Here is a 24,445-nt window from a genome sequence, read left to right on the forward strand (position 1 = left end):
CACCCGGACCAAGGTCCCTCGCGCCTTCCCCTCAGCGGCCTAGCGTCGCTAGAGGAGGCATGTCATGGACGACATCCGCATTCCCGAGCCCCCCGGCGCCGCCGCGCCGGTCGCGCCAGGCTCGACCGCGGCCTCCGCGCCGGTCGCCCTCCTCGACCCTGACCCCGACCCGGACCCCATGGTGCCGCGCCGCTACGTGGTCACCCGCGTCCGCCAGGACACCCGCGACACCTTCACGCTCCTGCTCGACCCCGCCGACGGCCAGCCCCCGCTCGAGTTCAAGGCCGGCCAGTTCACCATGCTCCACGCGTTCGGCGTCGGCGAGGTCCCCATCTCCATCTCCGGGAACCCCAGCGACCCCAGCCCCCTCGAGCACACCATCCGCAACGTCGGCGCCGTCACCCGCGCCCTGGTAGAGGCGCAACCGGGCACAGAGATCGGCGTGCGCGGCCCCTTCGGGACCTCCTGGGCGGTGGACGATGCGACCGGCCACGACGTCGTCTTCGTCACCGGCGGCATCGGGCTGGCCCCGCTGCGCCCCGCGATCCTCGACGTGCTCGCCAACCGCGACGCCTACGGCAAGGTCCTCCTCCTGTACGGCTCCCGCACCCCCGACGACATCCTCTACGGCCACGAGATGCACCGCTGGGCCGACCTGAACGACGTCAACGTCCAGATGACCGTCGACAACGCGCCCTACGGCTACAAGGGCAAGGTCGGGTTCGTGACGGAGCTGGTCGCGCGCGCAGGCTTCGACCCGCGCCATGCCTTCGCCTTCGTGTGCGGGCCCGAGGTGATGATGCGGTCCGCCGCGAACTCCCTCGCCGCCCGCGGCGTCGCGAAGGACAAGATCCGCCTCTCCATGGAACGCAGCATGAAGTGCGGCGTGGGACTGTGCGGGCACTGCCAGCTGCGCGAGCTCTTCATCTGCGTCGACGGCCCGGTGCTCCCGTATGAGCGGCTCGAGCCGCTCATGAACGTGAGGGAGCTCTGACATGGAACCCCAGCAGCGCCCCAAGCTCGCGGTCTGGAAGTTCGCCTCCTGCGACGGCTGCCAGCTGTCCATCCTCAACTGCGAGGACGAGCTCCTCCAGATCGCCGAGTCCATCCAAATCGCCTATTTCCCAGAAGCGACAAGAGCGATAGTCGAGGGCCCCTACGAGCTCTCCCTGGTGGAGGGCAGCATCACCACCCCCGAGGACGTGAAGCGCATCCACGAGATCCGCGCCCAGTCCGGCACGCTCGTCACCCTCGGCGCCTGCGCCACCGCCGGCGGCATCCAGGCCCTCCGCAACTGGGCCGACGTCGACGAGTTCCGCTCGATCGTCTACGCCCACCCCGAGTACCTCAGCACCCTCGACACCAGCACCCCGATCGCCAGCCACGTCGACGTCGACTACGAGCTCCGCGGCTGCCCCGTCGACAAGACCCAGCTGGTCGAGGTCCTCGCCGCCTTCCTCAACGGCCGCAAGCCCCGCATCCCCACCTACTCCGTGTGCGTCGAGTGCAAGCTCAAGGGCAACGTCTGCGTCCCCGTCGCCACCGGCACCCCCTGCCTCGGCCCCGTCACCCAGGCCGGATGCGGCGCCCTCTGCCCGTCGTACGGGCGCGGCTGCTACGGCTGCTTCGGCCCTCAGGACTCCCCGAACACGGAGGCGATGACCCGCCAGCTCGCGCAGCTGGGCATGTCGAACGCCGACATCGTCCGCGTCTACCGCACCTTCAACGCCGGTGCCCCGGAATTCGCGGCGGCGGGCGACAAGGTGGCGGCGCAGGCAGAGGGCGCGCCATGACCCACCAGCTCAAGGACGGCGGGCAGGTGATGCACCTCGGCATGCTCGCCCGCGTCGAGGGCGAGGGCGGCATGCACATCGAGTTCGAGAACGGCCACGTCAAAGAGGTCAAGCTCAACATCTTCGAGCCGCCCCGCTTCTACGAGGGCTTCCTGCGCGGCCGCAAGTTCACCGAACCTCCGGACATCACCGCACGTATCTGCGGCATCTGCCCGGTCGCGTACCAGTCCGCGTCCACCGAGGCGATGGAGACCATCTGCGGCGCGCGCACCACAAACGCGATCCAGGAGATGCGGCGCCTCCTCTACTGCGGCGAGTGGATCGAGTCCCACGCCCTCCACATCTTCATGCTTCACGCGCCCGACTTCCTCGGCTACGAATCCGTCCTCGAGATGGCCAAGGACCTCCCCGAGGTGGTCCAGATGGCGCTGCGCCTCAAGAAGGCCGGCAACGACCTCATGACCGCCGTCGGCGGCCGCGCGATCCACCCCGTCAACGTGAAGGTCGGCGGCTTCTACCGGATGCCCACGGTCGCCGAGCTCCAGAGGCTCCGCCCCGCGCTGGCGCAGGGGAGGGACGATGCGCTGGCCGCCGTCGACCTGGTCGCCGGCTTCGACTTCCCCGACTTCGAGCAGGACTACACGTACGTCGCGCTCCGCGGCGACCGCTACCCGCTCGAGCGCGGCAGCCACGTGGTCACCACCACCGGGCTGCGCTTCCCGATCGCCGAGATCCCCGACCACATCCGCGAGTTCCATGTCGAGCACTCCAACGCCCTCCACGCGCACTTCGACGGCGAGCCGTACTTCGTGGGCCCGCTCGCGCGCTACACCCTCAACTTCGATCAGCTCAGCCCCGCCACCCAGGAGGCGGCCCTGCGCGCCGGGCTCACGGAGGAGTGCCGCAACCCGTTCAAGTCGATCATCGTCCGGACCGTCGAGCTCGCGTACGCCTTCGAGGAGGCGCTGCGCATCATCGACGGTTGGCACGACGGCCACGCGCCGTCCGTGCCCGTGGCGCCCCGGCCTGGGGAGGGCATCGGCGCGTCCGAGGCGCCACGCGGGCTCATCTGGCACCGCTACGTCATCGACGCGGACGGCATCATCACCGACGCGCAGATCGTGCCCCCCACCTCGCAGAACCAGGCCTCCATCGAGGCCGACCTCCGCAAGGCCGCCGAGCAGTGGACCGACCTCGACGACCACATGCTCACCCACCGCTGCGAGGAGGCCATCCGCAACTACGACCCCTGCATCTCCTGCGCCACCCACTTCTTGGATCTCCGGGTGACGCGATCATGAGCGGCGGACGTGTGCTGGTGGTCGGGCTGGGCAGCCCCGACCGGGGGGACGATGCCGTGGGCGCCGCGGTCGCCGAGCGTCTCGCAGTCTTCGGCTGGGACGGCGTCGACGTGGTCGCGCGCGAGGACCCGACCCAGCTGGTGCAGCTGTGGGAGGGCCACGGCGCGGCCCTGGTGATCGACGCGGTGATGTCCGGCCGCCCGCCGGGGACGCTGCACATCCGTGAGGTGGGCGACAGCGGCGAGCCGCTCCCCACCAGCGCGTTCGCGGCCGCGGGCCGCGGCGGCAGCCACGCCTTCGGGCTGGCCGGCGCCGTCGAGCTCGCCCGCACGCTGGGCACGCTGCCCACGCACGTGACCGTGGTCGGGGTCGAGGCCAAGACCTTCGACTTCGGTCCCATGTCCCCGGAGATCCAGGAGGGTCTCGACGCTGCGGTGGCCACCGCGGCCGCCGAGCTCATCGCGCTGAGAGAGGAAGTCCAGTCATGTGCCTAGGAACCATCGCCCAGGTCGTCGAGGTCCACAAGGACGGCCGCGCCGTCGTGGAGGACCACGGCAAGCGACAGCTGGTGCTGGAGATGAGCGTCTCCGACGACGACATCACCGTCGGTGACTGGGTGGTGGTCCAGTCGGGCTTCGCGCTCGAACGGCTCACCGAGGCAGAGGCGCGCGAGGCGCTCCGCATCCGTGAATCGACAGGAGGGCAGCCGACATGACCACCCGTAGCAAGGGCATCGCGCTCGCCGGCGTGACCGCGCTGATCTCCGGCGTGGCCGTCTACGTCAACGGCTTCGGCGTCGCCGCCTATGGCGACGCCACCGCGTACACGACCGCCAAGAACTCGATGGCCGCGCTCGTCATCGCGGCTGCCTTCCTCGCCGCCCGGCCAGCCGGCGCGAGGGTCACCCGACCTTCGCGCGCGGGCCAGCGGTGGGGCCTCGCGTTCGTCGCCGTGCTCGGCGGCGCCGTGCCGTTCGTTCTGTTCTTCGAAGGCCTGGCGACCACCGCATCGTCCCAAGCCGCGTTCCTCCACAAGACGCTGGTGGTCTGGGTCGCGCTCATCGCCGTGGTGGCGCTCAGAGAGCGGCTCACGTGGTGGCACCTCGCCGCGATCGCGCTCCTGGCGATCGCACAATGGGGGCTCGCGGGCGACGTCGCGCTGGTCGCCGACCCCGGCACCCTCCTGATCGCCGCGGCGACCCTGATGTGGGCCGTCGAGGTGGTCGTGTCGAAGCGGCTGCTCGGCGACCTCACGCCGTGGACGCTGTCCCTCACCCGCATGGTCGGCGGTTCCGTCGCGCTGTTCGTCTGGTCTGCCGTGACGGGGAGGCTCGGGAGCGTGATCCCGAGCACCGCCGACCAGTGGGGGTGGGTGGCGCTCACCGGAGTGCTGCTCGCCGGCTACGTGCTCACGTGGCATCAGGCGCTCGCCCGCGCTCAAGCGGTCGACGTCACCGCGGTGCTGGTGCTCGGCGCGCTGGTCACCGCCATCCTCGCCGGAGCGATCGACGCCGCACCCCTCGCGGCGCAGGTGCCCTGGCTCCTCATCCTCGCCGCGGGCGGGGCGCTCGTGTGGCTCGCCCCCCGACTGCCCGGGAGGGCCGTCACATGACCGACACCGTTCACCGTCTCCCGTCCGCGCACCCCGAGGCCCTGCCGCCCGAGGCCGGAGCGCTCATCTTCGGACGCTATGCGTTCCCACCCAACGACCTGGGCTACTGCGGTCCGGACCGCGCCGGCGAGCTCCTCGAGAGAGTGAGCGCCGGCGCGTCCGGACCCGGACTCGAGGAGGTGGCGCGCGCCTTCGAGGGCGCGTGGCCGTACCTCGAGCTGATCGGCGAGTGCCTGGGCCGCGCGCCGCTCGACCCCGTGGTGGTGGAGGCGTACTGGCTCGGCGGGCCCGTGCTCGACCATTGCGGCGGTGCTGCTTTCGTCCGGTCGCTGGAGGAGCGGTTCCGGCCGCGCCTCACGCGGCTCGCGTTCGAGCGGCTGGTCGCGGCCGTCGCCAACGGCGGGACCCCGCACCACAACTTCCACGTGTTCGCCGTCTACCCGTGGGTGGGGCTGCTGCGCCACGGCCACGTCGACGGCCCGCTCACGGTGCTCGACAAGTGCCGCATCCGCGGCGCCCAGGTGCTGGTGGTCGAGGGCGACCACGCGGTGGTGGAGAGCCGCCACCTCCAGTGGGACGGGCACATGCTCTCGCTCGCGCCGCCCACCGCCGAGACCGTGCGGCTGCGGCGCGACGGGCTGTCGCTCGCGCCGGAGGTCCGTCCGGGCGACTTCGTCACGCTCCACTGGGACTGGGTGTGCGACTGGATCGGGTCGACGCGGCTCGCGCGCCTGCGCCAGGCCACCGCGCAGGAGCTCGCGGCCGTCAACGCCTGCACGTACTCCGCACCCGCCGCGGTGCTCTCCTGAGAGGAGACGGTCATGCACATCCAGGATGGGGTGCTGAACCCCGACGCGCTGGTGGTGTCGGGCGCGGCCGCCGTGGGCGCCGTCGCCTACGCGGGGGTCGCGCTGCGGCGCTCGCGGCCGCGCCTCGGGCTCGCGCTCGCGGGCGCCGGGGGAGTGCTGATCGCTCACCTGCTCGACGTGCCGCTCGGCGCGGGCCTCACGGGTCACGTGGTCGGCGGGACGCTGCTCGCGGTGGCGCTGGGGCCGTGGCTGGCCGTGGTGACGATGACCGCGGTGCTCGCGCTCGAGGCGCTGGCGTGGGGTGACGGCGGGATCGCCGCGCTCGGGGTCAACGTGATGGTGATGGGTGTGGTCGGGGTGCTCGTGGGGTGGGCGGTGTACCGGGGCGTCGCGCGGCTCGGGCCGCGGTGGACGGTGCCGGGGGCCGGGCTCGGGGCGTTCGCGTCTGTGTTGGCGTCTGCACTGGTGTTGGTCGGCGTCTACGGCGGGGGGACGCCTGCCGCGGCGCTGCCGCACTACCTCGCGTGGGCCGCTCTCGAAGCCTCGGCGACCGCCGCCATGGTGGCCGTCACGCTCGGGTGGGCGGCGCATCGTCCCTCCTCGCGGGTCCCTGCTGACCTGCGCCGTCGAACCGCCCTCGGCCGACCCTGAGCCGCGCCGTCGGGAAGCGGCGGGGGTTCTCGCGCCTCGCTCGCGGTTTTTATGCACTTTCGCACGGCTCGCCTGCGGCCGGGGAACTCGGGCCGCCTTCCGAACGGTGACGGGCCCCAATGCTCGGGCGCCAATCGGCCCGATGCGCCTGTTCGGGCCGTTGACCGTCACGATCTTCGCCGCGAAAGTGCATGAAATCGGCGAGCGTGCTCGCACGAGTCTCGGGACCTCGCGCCGCACCGCTCAGGGTGGGATAATAGAAGTAGCAAAGGGCAGTAGCTCCGCGCAGTGAGCCCGGCAGCCTCCCGGATGGTTGGCCAGCCGGGCTTCACGCTGTCCGGGTGGGCTCAAGTGGTGGTCTCAGGCCGCGTGCGCGATATCCGGCTCGACTACGACCTCGTGGTGCACGACCAGCGGCTCGATCGAGGCGCGGTAGTCGCCGCCCTTGGTCCACAGCCACGCGGCGAAGTCGGCGATCCACAGCAGCGGCTCGGCGAGGGGCGCCTCGTGCCGGTAGGTCATGCGACGGATCTGGCCGGTGTGCATCAGCGCAGCGATGGTCTGGCGGTCGCGGAACTGGACGGGACCGTCCTGCTCGAGCACCCACCGCGTCACGCCATGCGCCGACGCCCACCGCGCGAGCGCTTCGACACACGCCTCCCGCGCGAGGAACTCGGGGTGAGTCTTCGCGTGCTCGACGATCACGATCTCGACCGGTCCGGCCAGCCGCACCAGCCGCCGCAGCGCCCGCTCACGCGCCTCCGGACGCTCCTTCGAGGTGTGCCAGCGTCGCGACTCGCCCACGCGCCAGTCGAGGACCTCGCGGCGCACGCGGTGCAGGTCGTCGCCGTCGATCACGGCGCCCGCGAACCGGAAGCCGTCGACCTTCGACTCGTCGCTGAAGAGATGCCTGTCCACGCTCACTCCCTCGTCACTTCGAGTCTCGCAGGGATCGTAGGCAGGCGGTAGCCCGGCAGCAGGCGGTGTCAGTGGTAGGTCATACCGTCGAGCAATGGTCAACGTGCCGGGCTTCCCCTCGCTATCGGGTCGCCGCATGCGGGCGCTGTTGGAGCGCGAGCTCGGTTACAGCGCCGTGCCACGTCGCGGGCATGGGTCTCACGAGATCCTTCGTGCGGCAGGTCGGCCGCAGCTGACTTGGGCGTTGTCCAAACGGGACCTCGCCCCGATCGAGGTCCGTAATATCCTCGTGAAGGGCGTCGGCTTGTCGATCGATGAGGCGCGGGAGGTGGTGAAGCGTGCGTGAACTGGTGTTCGTGCTGACCGATCATGGTGAGCACGGCGTGGGCGTGACGAGCCCGCAACTGCCCGGCCTCATCGCCGGTGTCGCCACCTTCGACGAGGCCACCCCGACGTACCTGTTGGGGCTGGCTCGCGAGCAGGAGGCTGACGTCGACGGCTTCGTGGTGTTCCTCGAGCGCGTCGTCGAGCATGACGGACAGGTATTCGTGCTGCGTTGCCGCCAGGACTTCGGCACGTCCGAGCGCGCGCGGATCGCTGACCGTCTTGGGAACGAGTTGGCTGCGTCCGCAGAGCTTCGAGCCGGGTGGCCGCGGAACTCGCTGGGAGACGTGACGCTCGTCGCGGCTCTCGACCGCGACCTCGTGGGCGACATTGCGCGCTCGGATCGGACGGGCGAGCCGATGGCGCTCATCGTCGAGTTCGGTGATGAGTTCATCGCTGTGGGTCTGCGGAACGCTGACCGTGCCGATGCGGCATTGACGGTCGCCGAGTTCGTGGCTCGCGCGCGGCGCGACTCGCCCGACGCTGGGGCCGCTCGCGAGCTCCACCTGATGGCTTGAGCGCATCGCCATGACCGCGTCCTGGCTGCCCGCCGACTACGCCCACCCGCTGCGCGAGGCGGTGACCGCGGACGTCCACGTGCGCCCCATCAGCGCCGACGACCTCGACATCGACATGCCCGCCGTGATGGGCAACCAGGCGATGCTGTGGGCCAAGTACGGCGATGAGTGGGGCTGGCCGCCCGCCGACATGAGCGCCGAGGCCGACCGCGCCGACCTCGCCCGTCACGCCCGCGAGATGGAGACCCACGAGTCCTTCAACTACGCGATCCTGCCCGCCGGCGAGGACCGCCTGCTGGGGTGCATCTACATCGACCCGGCGGAGCCTGGGGACGATGCGCTGGAACAGCCCGCGGCCGACGTCTCCTGGTGGGTGGTCGCCGACGCGCCCGCCGGGGTCGCGGAGGCGGTCCACGCCTTCGTCCCCGCGTGGCTCGACCGTGACTGGCCGTTCGCGACGGTCCGCTACCCGTTCGGCGAGATCTAAGACTCCGCCCCCACCCGCACCGCGACCCGGCTCGAGCCGTCCGCGGCCTTGGTGACCTCGAGCTTCGCCGGGATCGCCTCCTTCATGGCCTCCACGTGGGAGATGAGGCCCACGGTGCGGCCGGCGTCGCGGAGGTCGTCGAGCGTCGACATCGCGACCTCGAGGGTGTCGCCGTCGAGCGACCCGAAGCCCTCGTCGATGAAGATCGTGTCGAGCTGGATCCCGCCCGCCGCGGCGGTCACCGTCTCCGCCAGCCCGAGGGCGAGCGCGAGCGAGGCGAGGAACGTCTCTCCGCCTGAGAGTGACCGCGTCGACCTCGACATCCCTGTGTGCGCGTCCGCGACGCGAAGTTCGAGGCCCGTCTGCTTGTTGCGGTACTGCGCCGAGTCGTCGTACTCCAGCAGGTACTGGCCATTCGACATCACGCCCAGCCGCGCGTTCGCCGCCGCCACGATCTCCTCGAGCCGCGCCGCCAGCACGAACGACTCCAGGCGCATCCGACGCTCGTTCGGCGGGCTGCCCTCGAGCGTGCTCGCGAGCGTCTCCACCACCGCGTGCCGCTCGCGCGCCTCCGCCGTCGCGGACGCCTTCTCCCGGTAGCGCGCCGCCAGCGCAGCGAACTGCGTCGCGCGGCTCGCAGCATCGGCGTGCGCGCGGGCGGCCTCCTTGGCGGCCGCCTCCGAGTCGGTGGATGCCGCCTCCAACGCGGTCAGGTCAGCGGCCTCCTCGGGCAGATCGGCAGCGGCGAGCTCCGCCACCACGGCCCGCGCGCCCGCCAGGTCAGTCTCGTAGGTGGTGATGCGCGCCTCGAGCGCAGCGAGCTCGCCCGCGGGAAGCGCAGCGGCGCGCGCCGCGTCGGCGTCCTCGAACCCGACCTCTGCCAGCGCGTTCGCGACGGCGTCGCGCGTGTCCGTGTCGGCGCGGCGCGCCTCCTCGACCGCCTCGGTGGCTCGGGCGAACGCGTCCACCGCGACGCGTTCCGCGTCCAGCGCGGCGGCGCGCGCGTCGACGGAGTCGTGCTTGCCTCGCCCCGTGAGGGACGATGCGCGGGCCGCCTCGCGAGCCGCGTCCGCCTGCGTCGCGGTGGACTGGGCGGTCTCCAGCGCGGTCGCCCGCGCGGCGAGCGACTCCCGCAACGACGCGGCCTCGCCGTCGAGCGCGGCAAGCTCCGCGTCGATCTCGCCGAGCTCGGCGGTGGCTTCCGTCGCGGCCGCGGCGGCGACGCGCGCGGCCTCAAGCGCCTCGCCCGCCTCATCGGGGGTGCCATCGCCGGCCTCGCTACGTGCCACCTGGGCGGCGGTGCGTGCGTCAGAGGCGGCCGCCTGCGCGCGCTCGAAGGCGGCGGAGGCGGACTTGGCGGCGGAGTCGGCGGCGTCGACCTCCTCGTCGGTGACGTGCTCGTCGGTGGGGGTGGCGGGAGACGGGTGAACGGTCGCGCCGCACACCGCGCAAGGCTCGCCGTCGACCAGGCTTTCCGCGAGGTGCGCGGCCTGAGAACGGAGGCGGCGCTGCACCAGGGAGTCGTGCGCGCGCACCGCGGCGGCGCGTACGCCCGAAGCCTCGGCCTCGCGCAGCGCGGCGGTCTCGAGCGCGGTCTCGAGCGACGCCAAGCGCGTGTGTGCGGCGACGACACTCTCGGCGCGCGCAACCGCGGCGTCGAGGTCCGCGGCACGCGCGGCGGTGGCGGCGAGCGGCTCGCGCTGTTCCCTCAGCACCCGCTCGCGCTCGGGTCGCGCGTCGAGCTCCGCCTGGCCCGCGTCGCGCGCGGTCACGGCCGCGTCGACGGCGGCACGGGCGGTCACGGCTGCGGCCTGAAGGCGGGGGAGGGCGGCCTCGGCCTCGAGCGCGGTGCTCAGGGCGCCGCGCTCGGTCGCCAGGTCGGCGGCGCGCGCCCGGAGGTCGGCGAGGGTGAGGTCGGCGTACGCCGGGGTGCGGGCGAGGGCAGCGTCGTGCGCCTCGCCGGCCGCGTCCAGCGCCGAAGCGGCGCGCCCGGCGGCCGCGAGCGACCCCACCAAAGGCACGGCGCGTCGAGCGAGGTCTCGCCGCGCGACGTCCTCGGTGTGCGCCTCGGACCCCGCCTCGAGGTCGGTCACCCGCACCCGAGCAGATGCGAGCCGCGCCCGCTCCGCCTCGACCCGTCGCGCCTCGGCGAGCGCCTCGCGAGCGGAACTCGCGGCGGCACCCGTCTTCTCCGACGCCTCGGCGAGGTCGGCGGCGGCGGCGACCAGCGCATCGTCCACCGTCACGAGCCAGGATTCCCGGTCGCCGGACGGCGGCTCGACGCCGGCGACGGTCGCGGCGGAGTCCGCGATCCCCGCGAGGTCGGCGTCGGCGGCCTCGATCGCGCGGAATCGGCGTCGCGCGAGGTCGCGCAGGGACGCGGTGAGGTCCTCGAAGCGTTGCGTGCCGAACAGCGAGCGCAGTAGCTTGAGCCGCGAGTCCGTCCCCGACTGCAGGAACTCCGCGAACCGGCCCTGTGCCAGGAGGATCACCTGGAGGAACTGGTCGGAGGTGAGCTGCATGATGGCGCCGACCTCGTGGCCCACCTCGCGGGGCGCCATCGCGAGCGGCTCCCAGTCGCCGCCGTCCCAGCGCCACAGCTTCGCCGAGGGCTTCTCGAGCGTGGTGCCCGTGCCGCGCGACTTGGGTCGCTCGAACTCGGGCGAGCGCGTGACGCGGTATCGCGCGGTCCCGACTTCGAAGACGAGTGTGACCTCGGTCGGGTCCGCGGGCGTGCAGAAGTGGCTGCGGGCGGTGGACTTGGTGCCGTCGTAGCGGGGCACGTCGCCGTACAGCGCGAAGGTGATCGCGTCGAGGATGGTGGACTTGCCTGCGCCGGTCTTGCCGGTGATGACGAAGAGCCTGTCGGTGTCGAAGGCCGTGAAGTCGACCTCCTGGCGCGCCAGGTACGGCCCGAAGCCCTCGAGCGTGAGGCTGATCGCCTTCATCGCGTGGCCTCCTTCGCGTCGAGCGCGCCCAGAGCCTCCGCGATCAGCTCGCCCTCGGCCTCGCTCACGCCGTGCCCGTTGCGGGTGAACTCCAGGAAGGACGCGATGAGCTCGGCGTCAGACTTGCCGCGGGTGCGCTCGGAGTAGGTGGCGGCGCCGTGGTCGGCGATGTTGGCCGGCCGGTGGGTGAGCGTGACGGCGTGCGGGTAGCGCTCCTGGATGCGGCGCATGGCGTCGCGGGGGCGGAGGTCGTCGGTGAGGACCACATCCACCCAGGCGTCGATGGCCTCGGGGTGGGCGCCCGGCGCCAGCAGCGCCTCGAGCGTGCCCTCGAGCCGCACCGCGGCGCGCGGGGTGGGCAGCTCGAGCCATTCCGCGGTCGGCGCGGCGCCAGGGGCGCCGACGTCCACCAGCCACGCACCCTTCGCGCTCGAGATTTCGCCGAAGCTGAACCGCAGTGGCGCACCCGAGTACCTGACGGAGGGGGACAGCGTGACCCGCGAGTGGATGTGGCCGAGCGCCACGTACGCGGCCCCGTCGAACGCCGAAGGCGGCACGATGTCGAGGCCGCCGCGCGTGATGTCCCGCTCCTCGGCGCGCCCGCCGTCCTCGACAGTGGAGGCGACCTCGCCCGCCTCGCCGGACACGAACGTGTGGGCCGCCACGACGAAGCGAGCCTCTGCGCCGCCCCGCGCCCGCGCATCGTCCCTGATCAGGTCCATCGCGAAGGCGTGGGCGGCCTCCTGGGTCATCCCGGCGAAGGAAGGGAACGCGGCGCGGAGGAACTCGGGGTGCGGGTAGGGGATGCCGTAGATCAGCACCTCGCCGTGTGCGTCGGGGACCGCCACTGGCGCGGCGAGCGCGCTCAGGTCCGCGAGCACGTGGACGCCGCCGAACGCCGCGAACCTGGCCATGTGGCCCAGGCGTGCGGGGCCGTCGTGGTTGCCGGTGGTGAGCACCACCGTCGCGCCGGCCGCGCGGATCGCGGCGACCGCGTCGTTGAGCAGGGTGAACGCCTCGCCCTTGGGCGTGGAGGAGTCGAACACGTCGCCCGCGACCACCACCGCATCCACGGAGTGCTCCGCGACGGCGGCGGCCAGCGCGGCCAGGACCTGGGCGAGGTGGTCGTCGGTCGAGTGGCCGTGGAACGTCCGTCCGATGTGCCAGTCGGAGGTGTGCAGCAGGCGCATGCCGCGAGACTAGCGGCGGGGTCCGACAGCGGGGTGCGGCGAGCACGCGGGACGGGCCGGAGCCGCCCCCACAAATGGTGGCTTGCCGGTCGCGGCGCGCGGGGCGACCGTGGGGGAAGTTCCTCCGCCCTCAGGAGTCGTCATGTTCGAGCTGCTTCGCGCCGTCCTCGCGGTCATCGCGCTGTTCGCCGTCGCCATCCTCGCCGCGGCGGCCGGCGCGTTCTTCCTCAGCGGCCCGTCGGTGGTGCTGGTCGCGCTCGCGGCGGCCGGGATCCCCGCCGCCGCCATCGCGGCGTCGCGCAACCCGCGCGGGCGTGGCCCCGGCCGTCTCGCCTGAGCGCGCGGGTTCAGTCCCCGGCGACGTCCGCGGACGATGCGCGGGGCGCCAGCAGCCCCAGGCTCACCAGCCCGCGGGCGAGCAGGCGGAACAGCACCATCGCGGGGATGGTGGACACCGCTCCGACGACCGCGCCGATGAAGAACGCCTGCCACCCGAACGCGCCCGTGGCGTCGGGGAAGAGGCTGCCGCCGATCACTCCGGCGGCCACGGTCCATCCCGCGAACCAGATCCACATCCACGCGTCCTCGTCGCCCAGATCCAGGGTGACGTCGTCCTTAAGCGCCTGCATGCTCCGAACCTAGTGAAGCGGCACCCGGTGCACATGCCCCCATTTATGGGGTAGTCGGGTCCGATAGCAGGGACGATCACTCCTCTGTCGGTTCGTGCATGAATAGCGAGAGGATGCCGGCCACAGTCTCCGCGTGGGTCAGCGCCATCGAGTGGTCCGCGTTGGCCACGCTCACGTGCGCGACGTTGCGGAACCAGCCGCGGATCGCGTCGATCTCCTCCGCGAACCAGTGCGCGCTCGCGGTGCCGCTCACCAGCAGCACGGGCGCCGTCACCCGCGCCGCGTCACGCGCGTCGAAGTCCCAGGCCAGCAGCGCCGGGATGTCCGCGAGGAAGAACGTCGAGGCGTCCTCCTCGACCTGCGCGACGGACCCCGGCAGCAGCCGCTCGAGGTCCAGCCGCCAGTGCGGATCCATCAGCCGCGACAGGAACCGGTCCGCGGTGCGGCGCGCGCCGATCGCATCGCACTCGCTCGCCAGCCGCGTGCACGCGACGCGGAACGCCGCCGCCGATCGCGATTGGATGGGCGGCGGCTCGATCGCCGCGACCCGGGCCGCGCGCTCGGGATGGTCCGCTGCGGCCTGCAGCACCACCGCCGCCGAGTAGGAGACCCCGATCAGCGACGCGCGCGCGATCCCCAGCGCGTCGAGCAGGGCGACCAGGTCGGCCGCGTCGAGCCGGATGGACCCGGCGCCGGCGGTGGTGCCGCCCGAGCCGTACCCCCGCCGTCGATACGCGACGATGCGTGGGCCGGGTTCCGCGGCGAGGAGACGGGCCACGGGGAGCAGCTCGTCGGCGGTGAGGGCCGTGCCGACGATCACCACGGGGTCCTCGCCCAGCGCCGCGAGCGAGGACGCCGGCCGCTCCCACACGTCGAGACTCGCCCCGCCGACGTCGATCGAGCGCCAGCGTCCGGGATCCAGGTCCTCGCTCACACCTGGCGCGGCACGCTGCCCGTGAGCTTCATGAACGAGCACATGAACTTGTGGCCGCCGTCGGCGGTGGGACCGAACATGAGCGGGCAGCCCCCGTCGATCACCGCCATGCCGTGCTCTCGTCCCCAGGCCGCCGCCGCATCGTCCACGCTGCCCTGCCCGGGGCCCCGGTGCATCCAGCCGTCGGTGATGCCCAGCGACTGCGCCTCCTTGACCGTGGCGAGCGCGCGGTCGGGGCGGGTGCCGATCACCACGGCCTCGACGCCGCCGGGGACCGCCGCGAGGGACGGGTAGGCGGGCGTGCCGTCGATGGTCTCGGCGTTCGGGTTGATGGCGAAGGCCTCGTAGCCGCGCTCGCGAAGGCGCTGGTAGACGTTGTTCGAGCCGTGGGTGCCGGGGGTGCGCGACACCCCGGTCACGGCGATCCGCTGATGCGCGAGGAAGGCCTCTGCAGCGTCCTTGATGGCAGTCATGATCCGCTCCCTGGGGGTGTGGGGTGGGGACCTTCCCTCCATGGTCACGCGCCGGACCGGCGGCGGCAAACGCAGGGCTGCCCCCACAAGTGGTGGCTTGGCCACGGCGGGTGCCCGCGGAAGGCTGGTGGGTGAATCCACGGGGGAGCTGGCGATGAATCACGGGCGGGCCACGGTTGCGGCGGTCAACGGATATGCGATCCTCGCGATCGCGGTGGTCGGGTGGTTCTCGTGGCTGTTCCGCGACCTCCCGCACGCGAGCCTCGGCTTCCCGCCGTTCCTGCTCGCGCTGGGCGTGATCCTGCCGCTGTGGGTGGTGGGCGCCGCACGCGCGAAGCACGACGAGGGCACCAAGCGTCGCTGAGCCCCCCGCAGCGGGCACGGGCCTGCGGAAAGCGACAACCAGCACCCCGCAGCACGTGCGGAACCAGGGATTGCGCAACTGCCTGACACCTGGACACGATGTCCCCATGGCCCCGCGTCGCAGCACCCACCCCGGGGGTCGGGACGCACGCCCGGCCGTCGCCGCGCTGCGCGAGCGCCCCGACTGCACCGTCCTCATCATCGGCGGCGGCATCAACGGCGTCGCGACGTTCCGCGACCTCGCGCTGCAGGGCGTCGACGTCACGCTCATCGACCGCGGCGACATCGCCGCCGCGACCTCCGCCGCGAGCAGCCGGATGATCCACGGCGGCCTGCGCTACCTCGAGAACGGCGAGTTCCGCCTGGTCAAGGAGGCCGTCGCCGAGCGCAATGGCCTGCTCGCCACCGCGCCGCACTACGTCACGCCGCTGCCCACCACCATCCCCATCCACCAGGTGTGGTCGGGGCTGGGCAGCGCACCGCGCCGCTTCCTCACCGGCCACGGCTCGTCGCGCCACGCCGCGCGCGGCGCGATCCTCATCAAGGCCGGCCTCGCCCTTTACGACGAGTACTCGCACGCCGGCCTCGCCCCCGACGGCACCGGCGTGCCGCGCCACAGCTTCACCGGCCGCGTGCAGTCCCTCGAGGACCTGCCCGACCTCGACCCGTCGATCATCTGCACCGCCACCTACTACGACGCCGCGGTGCGCGCCCCCGAGCGCCTCGCGCTCGAGATGGCGCTCGACGCCCTTGCCGCACATCCCGGCGCGCGACTTGCGACGTACGTGGAGGCGACCGGCGCATCGTCCACGGGGGTGGACGTCCGCGACGTCCTCACCGGCGACACCGTGACGCTCCAGCCGCGCCTGGTGGTCAACGCGTCGGGCCCGTGGACGGACCTCACCAACGCCGCGCTGGGCGAGGCGACCGCGTTCATGGGCGGCACCAAGGGCAGCCACATCGTGGTGGACAACCCTGCGCTGCACGAGGCGTGCCGCGGTCGCGAGATCTTCTTCGAGAACGAGGACGGACGGATCGTCCTCATCCACCCGCAGCACGGCCGCGTGATCCTCGGCACCTCCGACATCCCCGCGGACCCGCGCGAGCCGGCCGTCTGCACCGACGAGGAGATCGCCTACTTCATCGACCTCGCCGCGCGCGTGTTCCCTGGTATCCCGGTGACGCGCGAGCAGATCGTGCACCGCTTCGCCGGGATCCGCCCGCTGCCGGCCGCGGACGCCGCGAGCCCCGGCGAGATCCCGCGCGACTACCGCCTGGTGACCTCCGAGCTGCCCGGCGGCGTCCCGTTGGTGAGCCTGGTGGGCGGCAAGTGGACCACGCACCGCGCGCTCGGCGAGAAGATCGCGGACCAGGTGCTGGGGCTGCTCGGGCGGGAGCGGCGCGCCTCGACGCGCGGCGTGCCGGTCGGCGGCGGGCGCGACTACCCGCGCCCCGACGACCGCGGCGAGTGGATCGCCGCGCACATGCCGGGGGACGATGCGCGGGCCAGGGTGCTCCTGGACAGGTACGGGACGCGCGGGGCCGAGGTCGCCGTGCTGGAGGCGCGGCCGTTCGCGTGGTTCGACGAGGCGCGCACGCTGCGTCACGCTCCGGACTACACGCGCGCCGAGATCCAGTGGATCGCGCGCACCGAGCGGGTCGCGCGGCTCGCGGACGTGGTGCAGCGGCGCACGCAGCTGACGTTCCGCGGCGAGGTCACCGTGCCGCTGCTCGAGGAGCTCGCCAAGGTGGTGGGCCGGGAGCTCGGGTGGGGCCGCAAGCGCCGCGCCGCGGAGGTGGCGCTGGTGCTCGAGCAGGCGCGGGCCGCGGTGGCGCCGGCGGCGGAGACCGCCGGGCAGGCCGCTCAGGCCGGTCAGGCCTCGCCGACGTCCGTGACCCCCTCGTAGAGCCCGATCGAGTTGCCGTCCGGGTCGGAGATCACGGCCCACCAGCTGGTGTCGGTGATCTCCATCTTGGGCATGAGCACCGTCGCGCCGTTCTCCTGCGCGAGCGCGATCGTGGCGTCGATCGAGTCGACCTCCACGTAGGAGCGGGGCTGGCTGAAGTCCTCCGAACGCGGCGCGAGCCCGCCGCCGCTGATCTGGTTCGGGGCCTGCCACATCGGGTAGTCCTCGAATCCGGGCGGGGCCGCGATCTGCCAGCCGAACAGCGCGCCGTAGAACGCCTTCGCTGCGGCGAGGTCGCTGACCGGGATGTCGATGTGGGTGATGTCTCCGTGCGCCATGGCGGTCCCTCCGGGGTGGGGTCGGGTGTCGACCTCATCGAGTCTCGTCCGGGCGGCGGCGGGTCGCAACCGCGTCGGTGAGCTCCCGGTGGGACGCGAGGATCTCGCGAGAGCGTCGCTGAGTTCCCCCTGGCAGCATGGCGGTGGCTCCGGCGCCGGGCGGGCCGAGCGGCTAGCGTGAGGCCATGGCTGGCTATGTGATGGCGATCGACCAGGGCACCACGTCGACGCGCGCGATCGTGTTCGACCACCCGGGACGGATCGTGTCGCAGGCGCAGCTCGAGCATCGCCAGCACCTGCCGCGCGCCGGCTGGGTGGAGCACGACCCGCTGGAGATCTGGGAGAACACCCGCCTGGTGGTGGGCCAGGCGCTCGCGAAGGCGGACATCACGCGCCTCGACATCGAGGCGCTCGGCATCACCAACCAGCGCGAGACCGTGATCATCTGGGACCGTGCGACCGGCGAGCCCATCCACCCCGCGATCGTGTGGCAGGACACCCGCACCCAGCCCATGATCGACGCGCTCGCGGCGGACGGCGGCATCGACCGCTTCCGCGAGGTCACCGGGCTGCCCCTCGCGACCTACTTCAGCGCCACCAAGATCGCGTGGCTGCTGGACCACGTGCCGGGAGCCCGCGACGCCGCCGAGGCCGGCGAGCTCGCGTTCGGCACACCCGACACCTGGGTGGTGTGGAACCTCACGGGCGGCGTCCACGGCGGCATCCACGTCACCGACGTCACCAACGCGTCGCGCACGCTGCTCATGGACCTGCGCACGCTCGACTGGTCGGACGCCCTGCTGGAGACGTTCGACATCCCGCGCGCGCTGCTGCCCGAGATCCGCAGCTCCTCCGAGGTCTACGGCCGCGTGGGCGGCCGCTCGCTGCTGCGCGAGGTGCCCATCGCGGGCATCCTCGGGGACCAGCAGGCCGCGACGTTCGGCCAGGCGGCCTTCCACGAGGGCGAGACCAAGGGCACCTACGGCACCGGCACGTTCCTCCTGGTCAACACCGGCACCGAGCCGATCATGAGCGACCACGGCCTCATCACCACCGTCGCCTACCGGCTGGGCGCGGAGCCGGCGCACTACGCGCTCGAGGGGTCGATCGCGGTCACGGGCGCCCTGGTGCAGTGGCTGCGCGACAACCTGGGCTCCATCAAGGACGCCCGCGAGATCGAGCCGCTCGCGGCGAGCGTGCCCGACAACGGCGGCGCCTACTTCGTGCCCGCGTTCTCCGGCCTGTTCGCCCCGTACTGGCGGCCCGACGCGCGCGGCGCGGTGCTGGGCCTCACCCAGTACGTCACCAAGGCCCACCTCGCGCGCGCCGTGCTCGAGGCGACGGGGTACCAGACCCGCGACGTGGTGGCGGCGGGGGAGGCGGACTCCGGCGTGCCGCTGGGCGTGCTCAACGTCGACGGCGGCATGACCTCGAACGAGCTGCTCATGCAGTTCCTCGCCGACATCCTCCGCGTCGACGTGGTCCGCCCCGAGGTGGTGGAGACCACGGCGCTGGGCGCCGCCTACGCCGCGGGTCTCGCGGTGGGCTACTGGCGCGACCTCGACGAGCTGCGCGACAACTGGCACGAGGACCGCCGCTGGCACCCCGCCCTGCCCGCCGCGGAGGCGGACCGCCTCTACCGCAACTGGAAGAAGGCGGTCGCCCGCTCGCTCGACTGGCTCGACGAGGACGCCGAGGGCTGAGCCCTCAGCCGCGCTTGGGCTGCGGCTGGAAGCGCGCGCCCGCGTCCTGCGCGGGGTTCCCGGAGACGATGCGCCCCGCGGGGACGTCCTTCATCACCACGGCGGCGGGGGAGACCAGGCAGGAACGCCCGAGCGTGACGCCGCCGGTCACGATGCACCGCGAGGTGATCCACACGCCCGGCTCGATCACCACGGGCCGGGTGATGAGCGCCATGTCGCGCCGGTGCGCGTGGCTGCCGGTGGTGATGAAGCTCTCCTGGGAGATCACCACGTCGTGGCCGAGCGTCACGCGGTCCTGGTTGTGGAACCACACGCCCTCGCCGATCCAGCAGTCGTCGCCGATCTCGAGGTTCCAGGGGAACTTCACGCGGGTGCGCTGACGGAAGATCACGCCGTCGCCGATGGTCGCGCCGAACGCCCGCAGCGCCGCCACCCGGAGGCGCGAGGAGGGCTGCAGCGCGTTGGTCACCAGGAGCCATTCGACCAGCATCCAGGCCATCACCCACAACGGCCCGCGTCCCCACGCGGCACGCTCGCCGGGCGCCTCGCGCAGCGGGATCACGGGAATCTGCTCGTCCTGCTCGCTCACGGCCGCCCCCTCAGTCGCCTGGCCGCGCCCGGCCGGGCGCGCCCACCCCTGCATCATGCCGCGCCCGGCCTGCGGCCCGAAACCCGGTGACCCGCGCATCGTTACCGGACCTTAACCATCCTTGACCCAACGCCCGGGCCGTTTCCCGCGTCTTTACCTGTGATTGGAATATTCGTCACCGCGCTCCGGTTGCGGGATGCAGGCATCCAAGGTCAGATGGATACGGGGGTAAACCATGACAGTTCCACACATTTCGGTCGCTTCGTGGGGTCCGAGGATCACGCGCGAGGTGCGCGTCCTCCGGCCCTCGCGCGCCGCACGCGGGGACGCCGTCGCCGCGCCGCGCGCGGTCGGGGCCACCGGGATCGCGTGGATCGACGTCGCCATCCAGCTGGTGCTGGTCGCGGCACTCGCACTCGCCGCGTACTGGGTGGTGAGCGTGGGCGTGTTCCACCAGGGCGTCCAGGCGTTCTCCGACTGGTACGTGGGCGACGTGGTGCCGTCCTTCGCGATCGGCGGGGCCCCCGTGGTCGCCGGCGACCAGTTCGAGGAGGGGTTCTTCGCCCCGCACCCCGAGACGCCCGCGGGGCTCACCTGGAACGCCCCCTCCGCCCTCGCGTTCGAGGAGCAGTTCGGCAGCTGAGCCGCCGCATCGGCGCTAGCGTGAGACCACGCGAGGAAGGACCGCCGATGTTCACCGGACTCACCCCTGAGATCTGCTCCCAGGCCTGGGAGCTCATCACCCCTGCCATCGAACGTGCCGCCGCCGCCGGCGTCATCCGCGACGCCGTGGGCGACCTGGTGGTGATGGACCCCGCACGCCCCGGCACCATCCTGTGGACCGGGTCGCTGGGCGACACCGAGGACAAGACCTACGGCTACGCCGTCGCGAAGGCCAAGGTCGCGGAGCGCACCGGCCTCGACACGTCGCGCGTGCGCATGGATCAGCCGCACCTCTACACGGCGGGCGACATCGTCTACCCGGGCGGCGTGGTGCGCCACGGCATGGTCGCCGCGTTCTCCGGCGTCGAGGGCGAGGCGGACGAGATGATTGCCGAATGGTTCATCGCCGCCGTCCGCGGCATCGCGCGCCTCGCGTTCGTCTCGCCCCACGGTCCCGACGCGACCGGCACCCGGTACCTGGGGGAGTGATGGCGGCACCGGAGACCCCCGACACCCCCGACACCCCCGCGATCCGCGCGCTCGCGGACACCGGCATCGAGTACCAGGTCACCGTCCACGGCCCCGTCCGCTCGCTCGAGGAGGCCGCCGAGGTGCGCGGCCTGGACCCGCGCCAGATCCTCAAGACCCTGGTGGTGCGCCGCGCGGAGGGCGAGTACCTCTACGTCCTGGTCCCCGGCGACCGCGAGATCAGCTGGCCCAAGCTCCGCACCCTGCTGGGCGTCAACCGGCTGTCCATGCCGGACAAGGACGTGGCCCGCGACGTCACCGGCTACGAGCGCGGCACCATCACGCCCTTCGGCGCCCTGCCCGATCCCACCTCCGGGCGCCCGTGGCCCGTCATCGCGGACGCGTTGATCGTGTCCCGCGAGGGGCCCGTGTCGATCGGCGCGGGCGCGCACGGCGTCGCGGCGACGCTCGACACGCAGCAGCTCGTGGAGATCCTCGACGCCCGGATCGCCGACGTCACCGAGCCGCTCACGCCCCGCGCTTGACCCGCCCGGTACTCTGACGCACGTGTATCAGAGGCCCGAGCTGCCGGAGCTGGTCTTCACCGACCCCGACGGCAACGCGATCCCGTACGGCCACCGTTGGGGTGTCGACGGCGCGCCCGAGCGCACCTACTCGCGCACCCGCCACCCGGAGCGGTTCGCGCCGCTCGTCGAGGTCGCGGACGCGCTGATCGAGCACCTCGAGCGCACCTACGACGTCGACGTGCGCTACACCGAGGGCCTCCCTGCGGACGCGCCCGACACCGTCCGCAGCGCCGAGCAGGGCCAGGTCCGTATCGCGCGCGCCGCGACCCTGCTGCCGCGTCACGACGGCTGCGCGCCGCTCGTCATCGCCGAGACCACCTTCCCGTCCATCGTGGTCGCCATGGGCGCCGCAGGAGAGGCGCGCTCCCCGGCGTGCGGCTGCGACGCGTGCGACGAATCGCTGGAGGAGAGCGCCGAGCTGCTCGAGCGCATCGTCCTGTCCGTGGTCGAGGGCCGCTTCCAGGAGCGCTACTCCTGGACCGACGGCATCGAGATCACCATCGGCGGCGGCACCGCCGCGAGCTACAGCCGCGAGCCGCGTCACGCCGCCGACAAGGAGCGCGTCGACGCGCTCAAGCAGAGCCAGCGCGAGCGTCACGGCGAGCGGTGGCTGCCGTGGCCGCCGCGGAGGGACGATGCGGAGGGCACCTGGGAGGCCGAGGCGGAGCCCCTGCGCCTGTGGACCAGGCAGGAGCGCGAGGCCGCGATCGAGGCGGCGCTCGACCGCATCAGGCGGAGGCTGCGCAGCGCCTGACCGCGCCGCCCGTCACACCATCTGGCGGGAGCGCTGGTGCTCGTCGAGCTCCGCGAGCCATGCCGTGGCGCGCTCCTCGAAGCGGTCCGCCGCGTCCGCGTCGTACTCCATGGTCGAGCTGTCCATGAACAGGTGGCCCTTGCCCGGGTAGCGGAAGATCCGCGCGTGGGGCGCGTGATAGAGCAGCGCGTCGATCTCGGTCGGCTCGACCCACTCGTCCGGGTCGGCCACGTGGATCTGCAGGGCGACCTCGTGGCGCCACGCGCCGCCGAGCGCCGCCGGAGGCAGCGCGCCCCCCACCAGCAGGCACGCGCGGAACCGGCGTCGGTCCTGCGCCAGCAGCTGGGCCTGCATCACGCCGAGCGAGTAGCCGATCACCACGTCCGCGCCGCGGTGACGCCGGGCCGCGCTGTGCGCCGCCTCGAGCAGGGCGTCGTGCCCCACGCGCTGCGCGAACGCGACCCCCTCGTCCGTATCGTCGAACGTGGCACCCGCGTAGCAGTCGGGGCAGTGCACGGTGTGGCCGTCCGCGCGCAGCCGCTCCGCGAAGGCAAGGAGCCCCTCGGTGAGCCCCAGTGCGTGGTGGAAAAGGAGAATCTCGGCCATGACTCATCCTCTCGCCGGGACGCCATGAGCGCGACCCGAGCCGGTCCGGCCTGTCGCGCGCGGACGCCTCCAGGTGGTTGGCTGGGTGCACGGGACCGCGCCCGTTGCCAGGGAGGTTGTGCATGGACGAGCTGCTGCTGATCGGCGTGGTGGCGGTGGTCGCCATCGTCGCGGTGCACTCGATCGCGCCGCGGGTCGGGGTCGCGGCGCCGCTGCTGCTGGTGCTGCTCGGCGTGGGCGTGAGCTTCATCCCCGGCGTGCCGGAGATCGAGGTCGAGTCCGAGTTCATCCTCCTGGGCATCATCCCGCCGCTGCTGTACTCGGCCGCCGTGGCGCTGCCCGCGACCGAGTTCCGGCGCGACTTCCGGGCCATCAGCGGGCTGTCGATCGTGCTGGTGCTGGTGAGCGCGCTGCTCATGGGCCTGTTCTTCTCCGCCGTCATCCCGGGCATCGGGTTCGCGATGGGCGTCGCGCTGGGCGCGGTGGTGAGCCCCACCGACGCGGTCGCGGTGCAGATCATCCGCAAGATGGGCGTCTCGCCACGGATCGTCACCGTGCTCGAGGCGGAGTCGATGTTCAACGACGCGACCGCCCTGGTCACCATGCGCACCGCCGTCGCGGCGGCCGGCGCCACCATGACCCTGGGCGAGGCGACGTGGGACTTCGCCTCCGCCGTGGTGATCGCGGTGCTGGTGGGCCTGGTGATGGGCGAGCTGAGCGTGCGGCTGCGCCGCCTGGTGCCCGGCGCCGCCAACTCCACCGCCATCTCCTTCGTCGCCCCGTTCGCCGCGGCCGTCCCCGCGGAGCTGCTGGGCGCCTCCGGGCTGGTGGCCGCGGTGGTGGCCGGCCTGGTGACGGGCTACCGTGCGCCGCTGTACCTGCGTCCCGCGGACCGCATCTCCGAACGCGCGAACTGGCGCACCGCCGAGCTCCTGCTCGAGGGCGTGGTGTTCCTGCTGCTCGGCCTCGAGGTCACCACCCTCATCGCGGACGTCGAGGAGACCCACGGATCCGTCTGGTTCGCGCTCGGGCTCGGGCTCGCGGCGCTGGGCCTGGTGCTGCTCATCCGCATCGCGTACGTCGCGCCCGTGGTGATGGCGGCCGCGCGCCGGGCACGGCGCGTGCGCGCGCGGCACGACCGGGTGTCGGGCCTCGCGGAGCGCGCGGAGGCGCATCCCGATCCCGCGCGCCGCGAGGCCGTCGCGCGCCGCGTCGAGCAGCACTCGGCGTACGCGGACTACCTGGAGAACCGCCCGCTGGGCTGGCGCGAGGGCGGCGTGCTGGTGTGGGCCGGCATGCGCGGCGCGATCACCGTCGCGGCCGCCCAGTCGCTGCCGGCGGACACGCCGCTGCGCTCGACGCTGGTGCTCATCGCGTTCGTGGTGGCGGTCGGCTCGCTGATGTCGCAGGGCTCGACGCTGCCGTGGGTGACCAAGCGTCTGGGGATCGCGGGGGAGTCCGTCCACGACGAGCGTGAGCGCACCGAGCTGCGCGCCCTCCTCGCCGGCGTCGCCGACACGTATCTCGCGGACGGCTCGCTGCGACCGCGTGAGGGCGGCGAGTACTCGCCGGCCGTGGTCGACGCGGTGCGGCGCGCGGTGGTGCACGCCCGCGCCGAGGACGAGGAGACCATCGGTCACGGCGCCCAGTTCCTCGAGCTCAGGCTCGCGATCATCGAGGCGCAGCGCGAGCGGATCCTCGAGGTGCGCGGCATGGGGACGTTCGGGTCGGAGGCGCTCGGCGACGCGATGCGGATCATCGACGCCGAGCAGATCTCCCTCCAGCTGCGCGCCGAGCACCCCGACGGCGACGACTGACCTC

Annotated in this window: 29 protein-coding genes; 20 read left to right on the forward strand and 9 right to left on the reverse strand. The window is 72.7% G+C overall.

Annotated features, from left to right (window positions below):
• Window positions 1–64 precede the first annotated feature (64 nt).
• From AOM05_RS12530 to AOM05_RS12565, 8 genes are read left to right on the forward strand one after another with little or no spacing between them, the layout of a single operon-like run.
• Window positions 65–994, forward strand: a complete 930-nt coding sequence (locus AOM05_RS12530; RefSeq protein ID WP_082097521.1) for an FAD/NAD(P)-binding protein — start codon at window positions 65–67, stop codon at window positions 992–994.
• A 1-nt stretch (window position 995) separates the two neighbouring features.
• The gene (locus tag AOM05_RS12535; RefSeq protein WP_062522760.1) at window positions 996–1,793 is read left to right on the forward strand and encodes an NADH-quinone oxidoreductase subunit B family protein; all 798 of its coding nucleotides are present in this window, start codon (window positions 996–998) and stop codon (window positions 1,791–1,793) included.
• Window positions 1,790–3,094, forward strand: a complete 1,305-nt coding sequence (locus AOM05_RS12540; RefSeq protein WP_062522762.1) for a Ni/Fe hydrogenase subunit alpha — start codon at window positions 1,790–1,792, stop codon at window positions 3,092–3,094. The genes AOM05_RS12535 and AOM05_RS12540 overlap by 4 nt, the downstream gene beginning before the upstream one ends.
• Entirely contained in the window at window positions 3,091–3,588 is a 498-nt protein-coding gene (locus tag AOM05_RS12545; RefSeq protein WP_082097522.1) for a hydrogenase maturation protease, read from the forward strand. The genes AOM05_RS12540 and AOM05_RS12545 overlap by 4 nt, the downstream gene beginning before the upstream one ends.
• Window positions 3,579–3,809: a HypC/HybG/HupF family hydrogenase formation chaperone gene (locus tag AOM05_RS12550; protein WP_062522766.1), complete on the forward strand. Its 231-nt coding sequence runs from the start codon at window positions 3,579–3,581 to the stop codon at window positions 3,807–3,809. Before AOM05_RS12545 ends, AOM05_RS12550 begins: the two co-directional genes overlap by 10 nt.
• The gene (locus tag AOM05_RS12555; RefSeq protein ID WP_062522768.1) at window positions 3,806–4,705 is read left to right on the forward strand and encodes an EamA family transporter; all 900 of its coding nucleotides are present in this window, start codon (window positions 3,806–3,808) and stop codon (window positions 4,703–4,705) included. The genes AOM05_RS12550 and AOM05_RS12555 overlap by 4 nt, the downstream gene beginning before the upstream one ends.
• The gene (locus tag AOM05_RS12560; RefSeq protein WP_062522770.1) at window positions 4,702–5,514 is read left to right on the forward strand and encodes a DUF6390 family protein; all 813 of its coding nucleotides are present in this window, start codon (window positions 4,702–4,704) and stop codon (window positions 5,512–5,514) included. Before AOM05_RS12555 ends, AOM05_RS12560 begins: the two co-directional genes overlap by 4 nt.
• A gap of 12 nt (window positions 5,515–5,526) precedes the next feature.
• Window positions 5,527–6,165: an energy-coupling factor ABC transporter permease gene (locus AOM05_RS12565; RefSeq protein ID WP_062522771.1), complete on the forward strand. Its 639-nt coding sequence runs from the start codon at window positions 5,527–5,529 to the stop codon at window positions 6,163–6,165.
• 360 nt (window positions 6,166–6,525) lie between these two features.
• On the opposite strand, the gene AOM05_RS12570 is transcribed toward AOM05_RS12565, so the two are convergent.
• A complete protein-coding gene (locus tag AOM05_RS12570) occupies window positions 6,526–7,083 on the reverse strand; it encodes a hypothetical protein (RefSeq protein ID WP_062522774.1) in 558 nt (185 codons plus the stop codon).
• 94 nt (window positions 7,084–7,177) lie between these two features.
• On the opposite strand from AOM05_RS12570, the gene AOM05_RS12575 reads away from it, so the two are divergent.
• From AOM05_RS12575 to AOM05_RS12585, 3 genes are read left to right on the forward strand one after another with little or no spacing between them, the layout of a single operon-like run.
• Window positions 7,178–7,429, forward strand: a complete 252-nt coding sequence (locus tag AOM05_RS12575; RefSeq protein ID WP_062522776.1) for a hypothetical protein — start codon at window positions 7,178–7,180, stop codon at window positions 7,427–7,429.
• A complete protein-coding gene (locus AOM05_RS12580) occupies window positions 7,422–7,985 on the forward strand; it encodes a hypothetical protein (RefSeq protein ID WP_062522778.1) in 564 nt (187 codons plus the stop codon). The genes AOM05_RS12575 and AOM05_RS12580 overlap by 8 nt, the downstream gene beginning before the upstream one ends.
• Before the next feature lie 10 nt (window positions 7,986–7,995).
• On the forward strand, window positions 7,996–8,472 hold the full coding sequence (locus AOM05_RS12585; RefSeq protein ID WP_062522780.1) for a GNAT family N-acetyltransferase: 477 nt from the start codon (window positions 7,996–7,998) through the stop codon (window positions 8,470–8,472).
• Here the strand turns inward: AOM05_RS12585 and AOM05_RS12590 are convergent.
• Window positions 8,469–11,420, reverse strand: a complete 2,952-nt coding sequence (locus AOM05_RS12590) for an AAA family ATPase (RefSeq protein WP_062522782.1) — start codon at window positions 11,418–11,420, stop codon at window positions 8,469–8,471. The genes AOM05_RS12585 and AOM05_RS12590 overlap by 4 nt on opposite strands.
• Window positions 11,417–12,610 (reverse strand): exonuclease SbcCD subunit D, encoded by a 1,194-nt coding sequence (locus tag AOM05_RS12595; RefSeq protein ID WP_062522784.1) that lies wholly within the window; start codon window positions 12,608–12,610, stop codon window positions 11,417–11,419. Before AOM05_RS12595 ends, AOM05_RS12590 begins: the two co-directional genes overlap by 4 nt.
• A gap of 142 nt (window positions 12,611–12,752) precedes the next feature.
• Here AOM05_RS12595 and AOM05_RS12600 point away from each other — a divergent pair, with 142 nt between their 5' ends.
• Window positions 12,753–12,947 (forward strand): hypothetical protein, encoded by a 195-nt coding sequence (locus AOM05_RS12600; protein WP_062522786.1) that lies wholly within the window; start codon window positions 12,753–12,755, stop codon window positions 12,945–12,947.
• Window positions 12,948–12,957: 10 nt separating this feature from the next.
• Here AOM05_RS12600 and AOM05_RS12605 read toward each other — a convergent pair whose 3' ends face one another.
• From AOM05_RS12605 to AOM05_RS12615, 3 genes are all read right to left on the reverse strand, one after another.
• A complete protein-coding gene (locus AOM05_RS12605) occupies window positions 12,958–13,239 on the reverse strand; it encodes a hypothetical protein (protein ID WP_062522788.1) in 282 nt (93 codons plus the stop codon).
• 76 nt (window positions 13,240–13,315) lie between these two features.
• A complete protein-coding gene (locus tag AOM05_RS12610; protein WP_062522790.1) occupies window positions 13,316–14,173 on the reverse strand; it encodes an alpha/beta fold hydrolase in 858 nt (285 codons plus the stop codon).
• A complete protein-coding gene (locus tag AOM05_RS12615) occupies window positions 14,170–14,646 on the reverse strand; it encodes a CoA-binding protein (protein WP_062522792.1) in 477 nt (158 codons plus the stop codon). The genes AOM05_RS12610 and AOM05_RS12615 overlap by 4 nt, the downstream gene beginning before the upstream one ends.
• A gap of 154 nt (window positions 14,647–14,800) precedes the next feature.
• Here AOM05_RS12615 and AOM05_RS12620 point away from each other — a divergent pair, with 154 nt between their 5' ends.
• Together AOM05_RS12620 and AOM05_RS12625 are read left to right on the forward strand one after the other, a co-directional pair.
• Window positions 14,801–15,010, forward strand: coding sequence for a hypothetical protein (locus tag AOM05_RS12620; protein WP_062522794.1), 210 nt, complete (start codon window positions 14,801–14,803; stop codon window positions 15,008–15,010).
• Between the two features lie 106 nt (window positions 15,011–15,116).
• Window positions 15,117–16,916, forward strand: coding sequence for a glycerol-3-phosphate dehydrogenase/oxidase (locus tag AOM05_RS12625; protein ID WP_082097523.1), 1,800 nt, complete (start codon window positions 15,117–15,119; stop codon window positions 16,914–16,916).
• On the opposite strand, the gene AOM05_RS12630 is transcribed toward AOM05_RS12625, so the two are convergent.
• Window positions 16,883–17,254 carry a VOC family protein gene (locus tag AOM05_RS12630; protein ID WP_062522796.1) on the reverse strand — a complete coding sequence of 124 codons (372 nt, stop codon included), beginning with the start codon at window positions 17,252–17,254 and terminating at the stop codon, window positions 16,883–16,885. The two genes, AOM05_RS12625 and AOM05_RS12630, sit on opposite strands and share 34 nt — an antisense overlap.
• Window positions 17,255–17,439: 185 nt before the next feature.
• Here AOM05_RS12630 and glpK point away from each other — a divergent pair, with 185 nt between their 5' ends.
• Window positions 17,440–18,957 carry a glycerol kinase GlpK gene (glpK, locus tag AOM05_RS12635; RefSeq protein WP_062522798.1) on the forward strand — a complete coding sequence of 506 codons (1,518 nt, stop codon included), beginning with the start codon at window positions 17,440–17,442 and terminating at the stop codon, window positions 18,955–18,957.
• Between the two features lie 4 nt (window positions 18,958–18,961).
• Here glpK and AOM05_RS12640 read toward each other — a convergent pair whose 3' ends face one another.
• Entirely contained in the window at window positions 18,962–19,546 is a 585-nt protein-coding gene (locus tag AOM05_RS12640; RefSeq protein WP_062522800.1) for an LbetaH domain-containing protein, read from the reverse strand.
• Window positions 19,547–19,835: 289 nt separating this feature from the next.
• On the opposite strand from AOM05_RS12640, the gene AOM05_RS12645 reads away from it, so the two are divergent.
• From AOM05_RS12645 to AOM05_RS12660, 4 genes are read left to right on the forward strand one after another with little or no spacing between them, the layout of a single operon-like run.
• Window positions 19,836–20,189, forward strand: coding sequence for a hypothetical protein (locus AOM05_RS12645; RefSeq protein ID WP_062522802.1), 354 nt, complete (start codon window positions 19,836–19,838; stop codon window positions 20,187–20,189).
• 47 nt (window positions 20,190–20,236) lie between these two features.
• Window positions 20,237–20,698: a hypothetical protein gene (locus AOM05_RS12650; protein WP_062522804.1), complete on the forward strand. Its 462-nt coding sequence runs from the start codon at window positions 20,237–20,239 to the stop codon at window positions 20,696–20,698.
• The gene (locus AOM05_RS12655; RefSeq protein ID WP_062522806.1) at window positions 20,698–21,222 is read left to right on the forward strand and encodes an aminoacyl-tRNA deacylase; all 525 of its coding nucleotides are present in this window, start codon (window positions 20,698–20,700) and stop codon (window positions 21,220–21,222) included. The genes AOM05_RS12650 and AOM05_RS12655 overlap by 1 nt, the downstream gene beginning before the upstream one ends.
• A gap of 22 nt (window positions 21,223–21,244) precedes the next feature.
• The gene (locus AOM05_RS12660) at window positions 21,245–22,018 is read left to right on the forward strand and encodes a DUF6226 family protein (protein ID WP_062522808.1); all 774 of its coding nucleotides are present in this window, start codon (window positions 21,245–21,247) and stop codon (window positions 22,016–22,018) included.
• 12 nt (window positions 22,019–22,030) lie between these two features.
• Here the strand turns inward: AOM05_RS12660 and AOM05_RS12665 are convergent, their stop codons facing one another.
• Entirely contained in the window at window positions 22,031–22,624 is a 594-nt protein-coding gene (locus AOM05_RS12665) for a dienelactone hydrolase family protein (protein ID WP_062522810.1), read from the reverse strand.
• Window positions 22,625–22,746: 122 nt separating this feature from the next.
• Between AOM05_RS12665 and AOM05_RS12670 the strand changes: the two genes are divergently transcribed.
• Complete coding sequence (locus tag AOM05_RS12670) at window positions 22,747–24,441, forward strand: cation:proton antiporter (RefSeq protein WP_062522812.1); 1,695 nt, start codon at window positions 22,747–22,749, stop codon at window positions 24,439–24,441.
• Window positions 24,442–24,445: the final 4 nt, after the last annotated feature.

The organism is Demequina silvatica (assembly GCF_000971215.1).
GTDB classification, from domain to species: Bacteria; Actinomycetota; Actinomycetes; order Actinomycetales; family Demequinaceae; genus Demequina; species Demequina silvatica.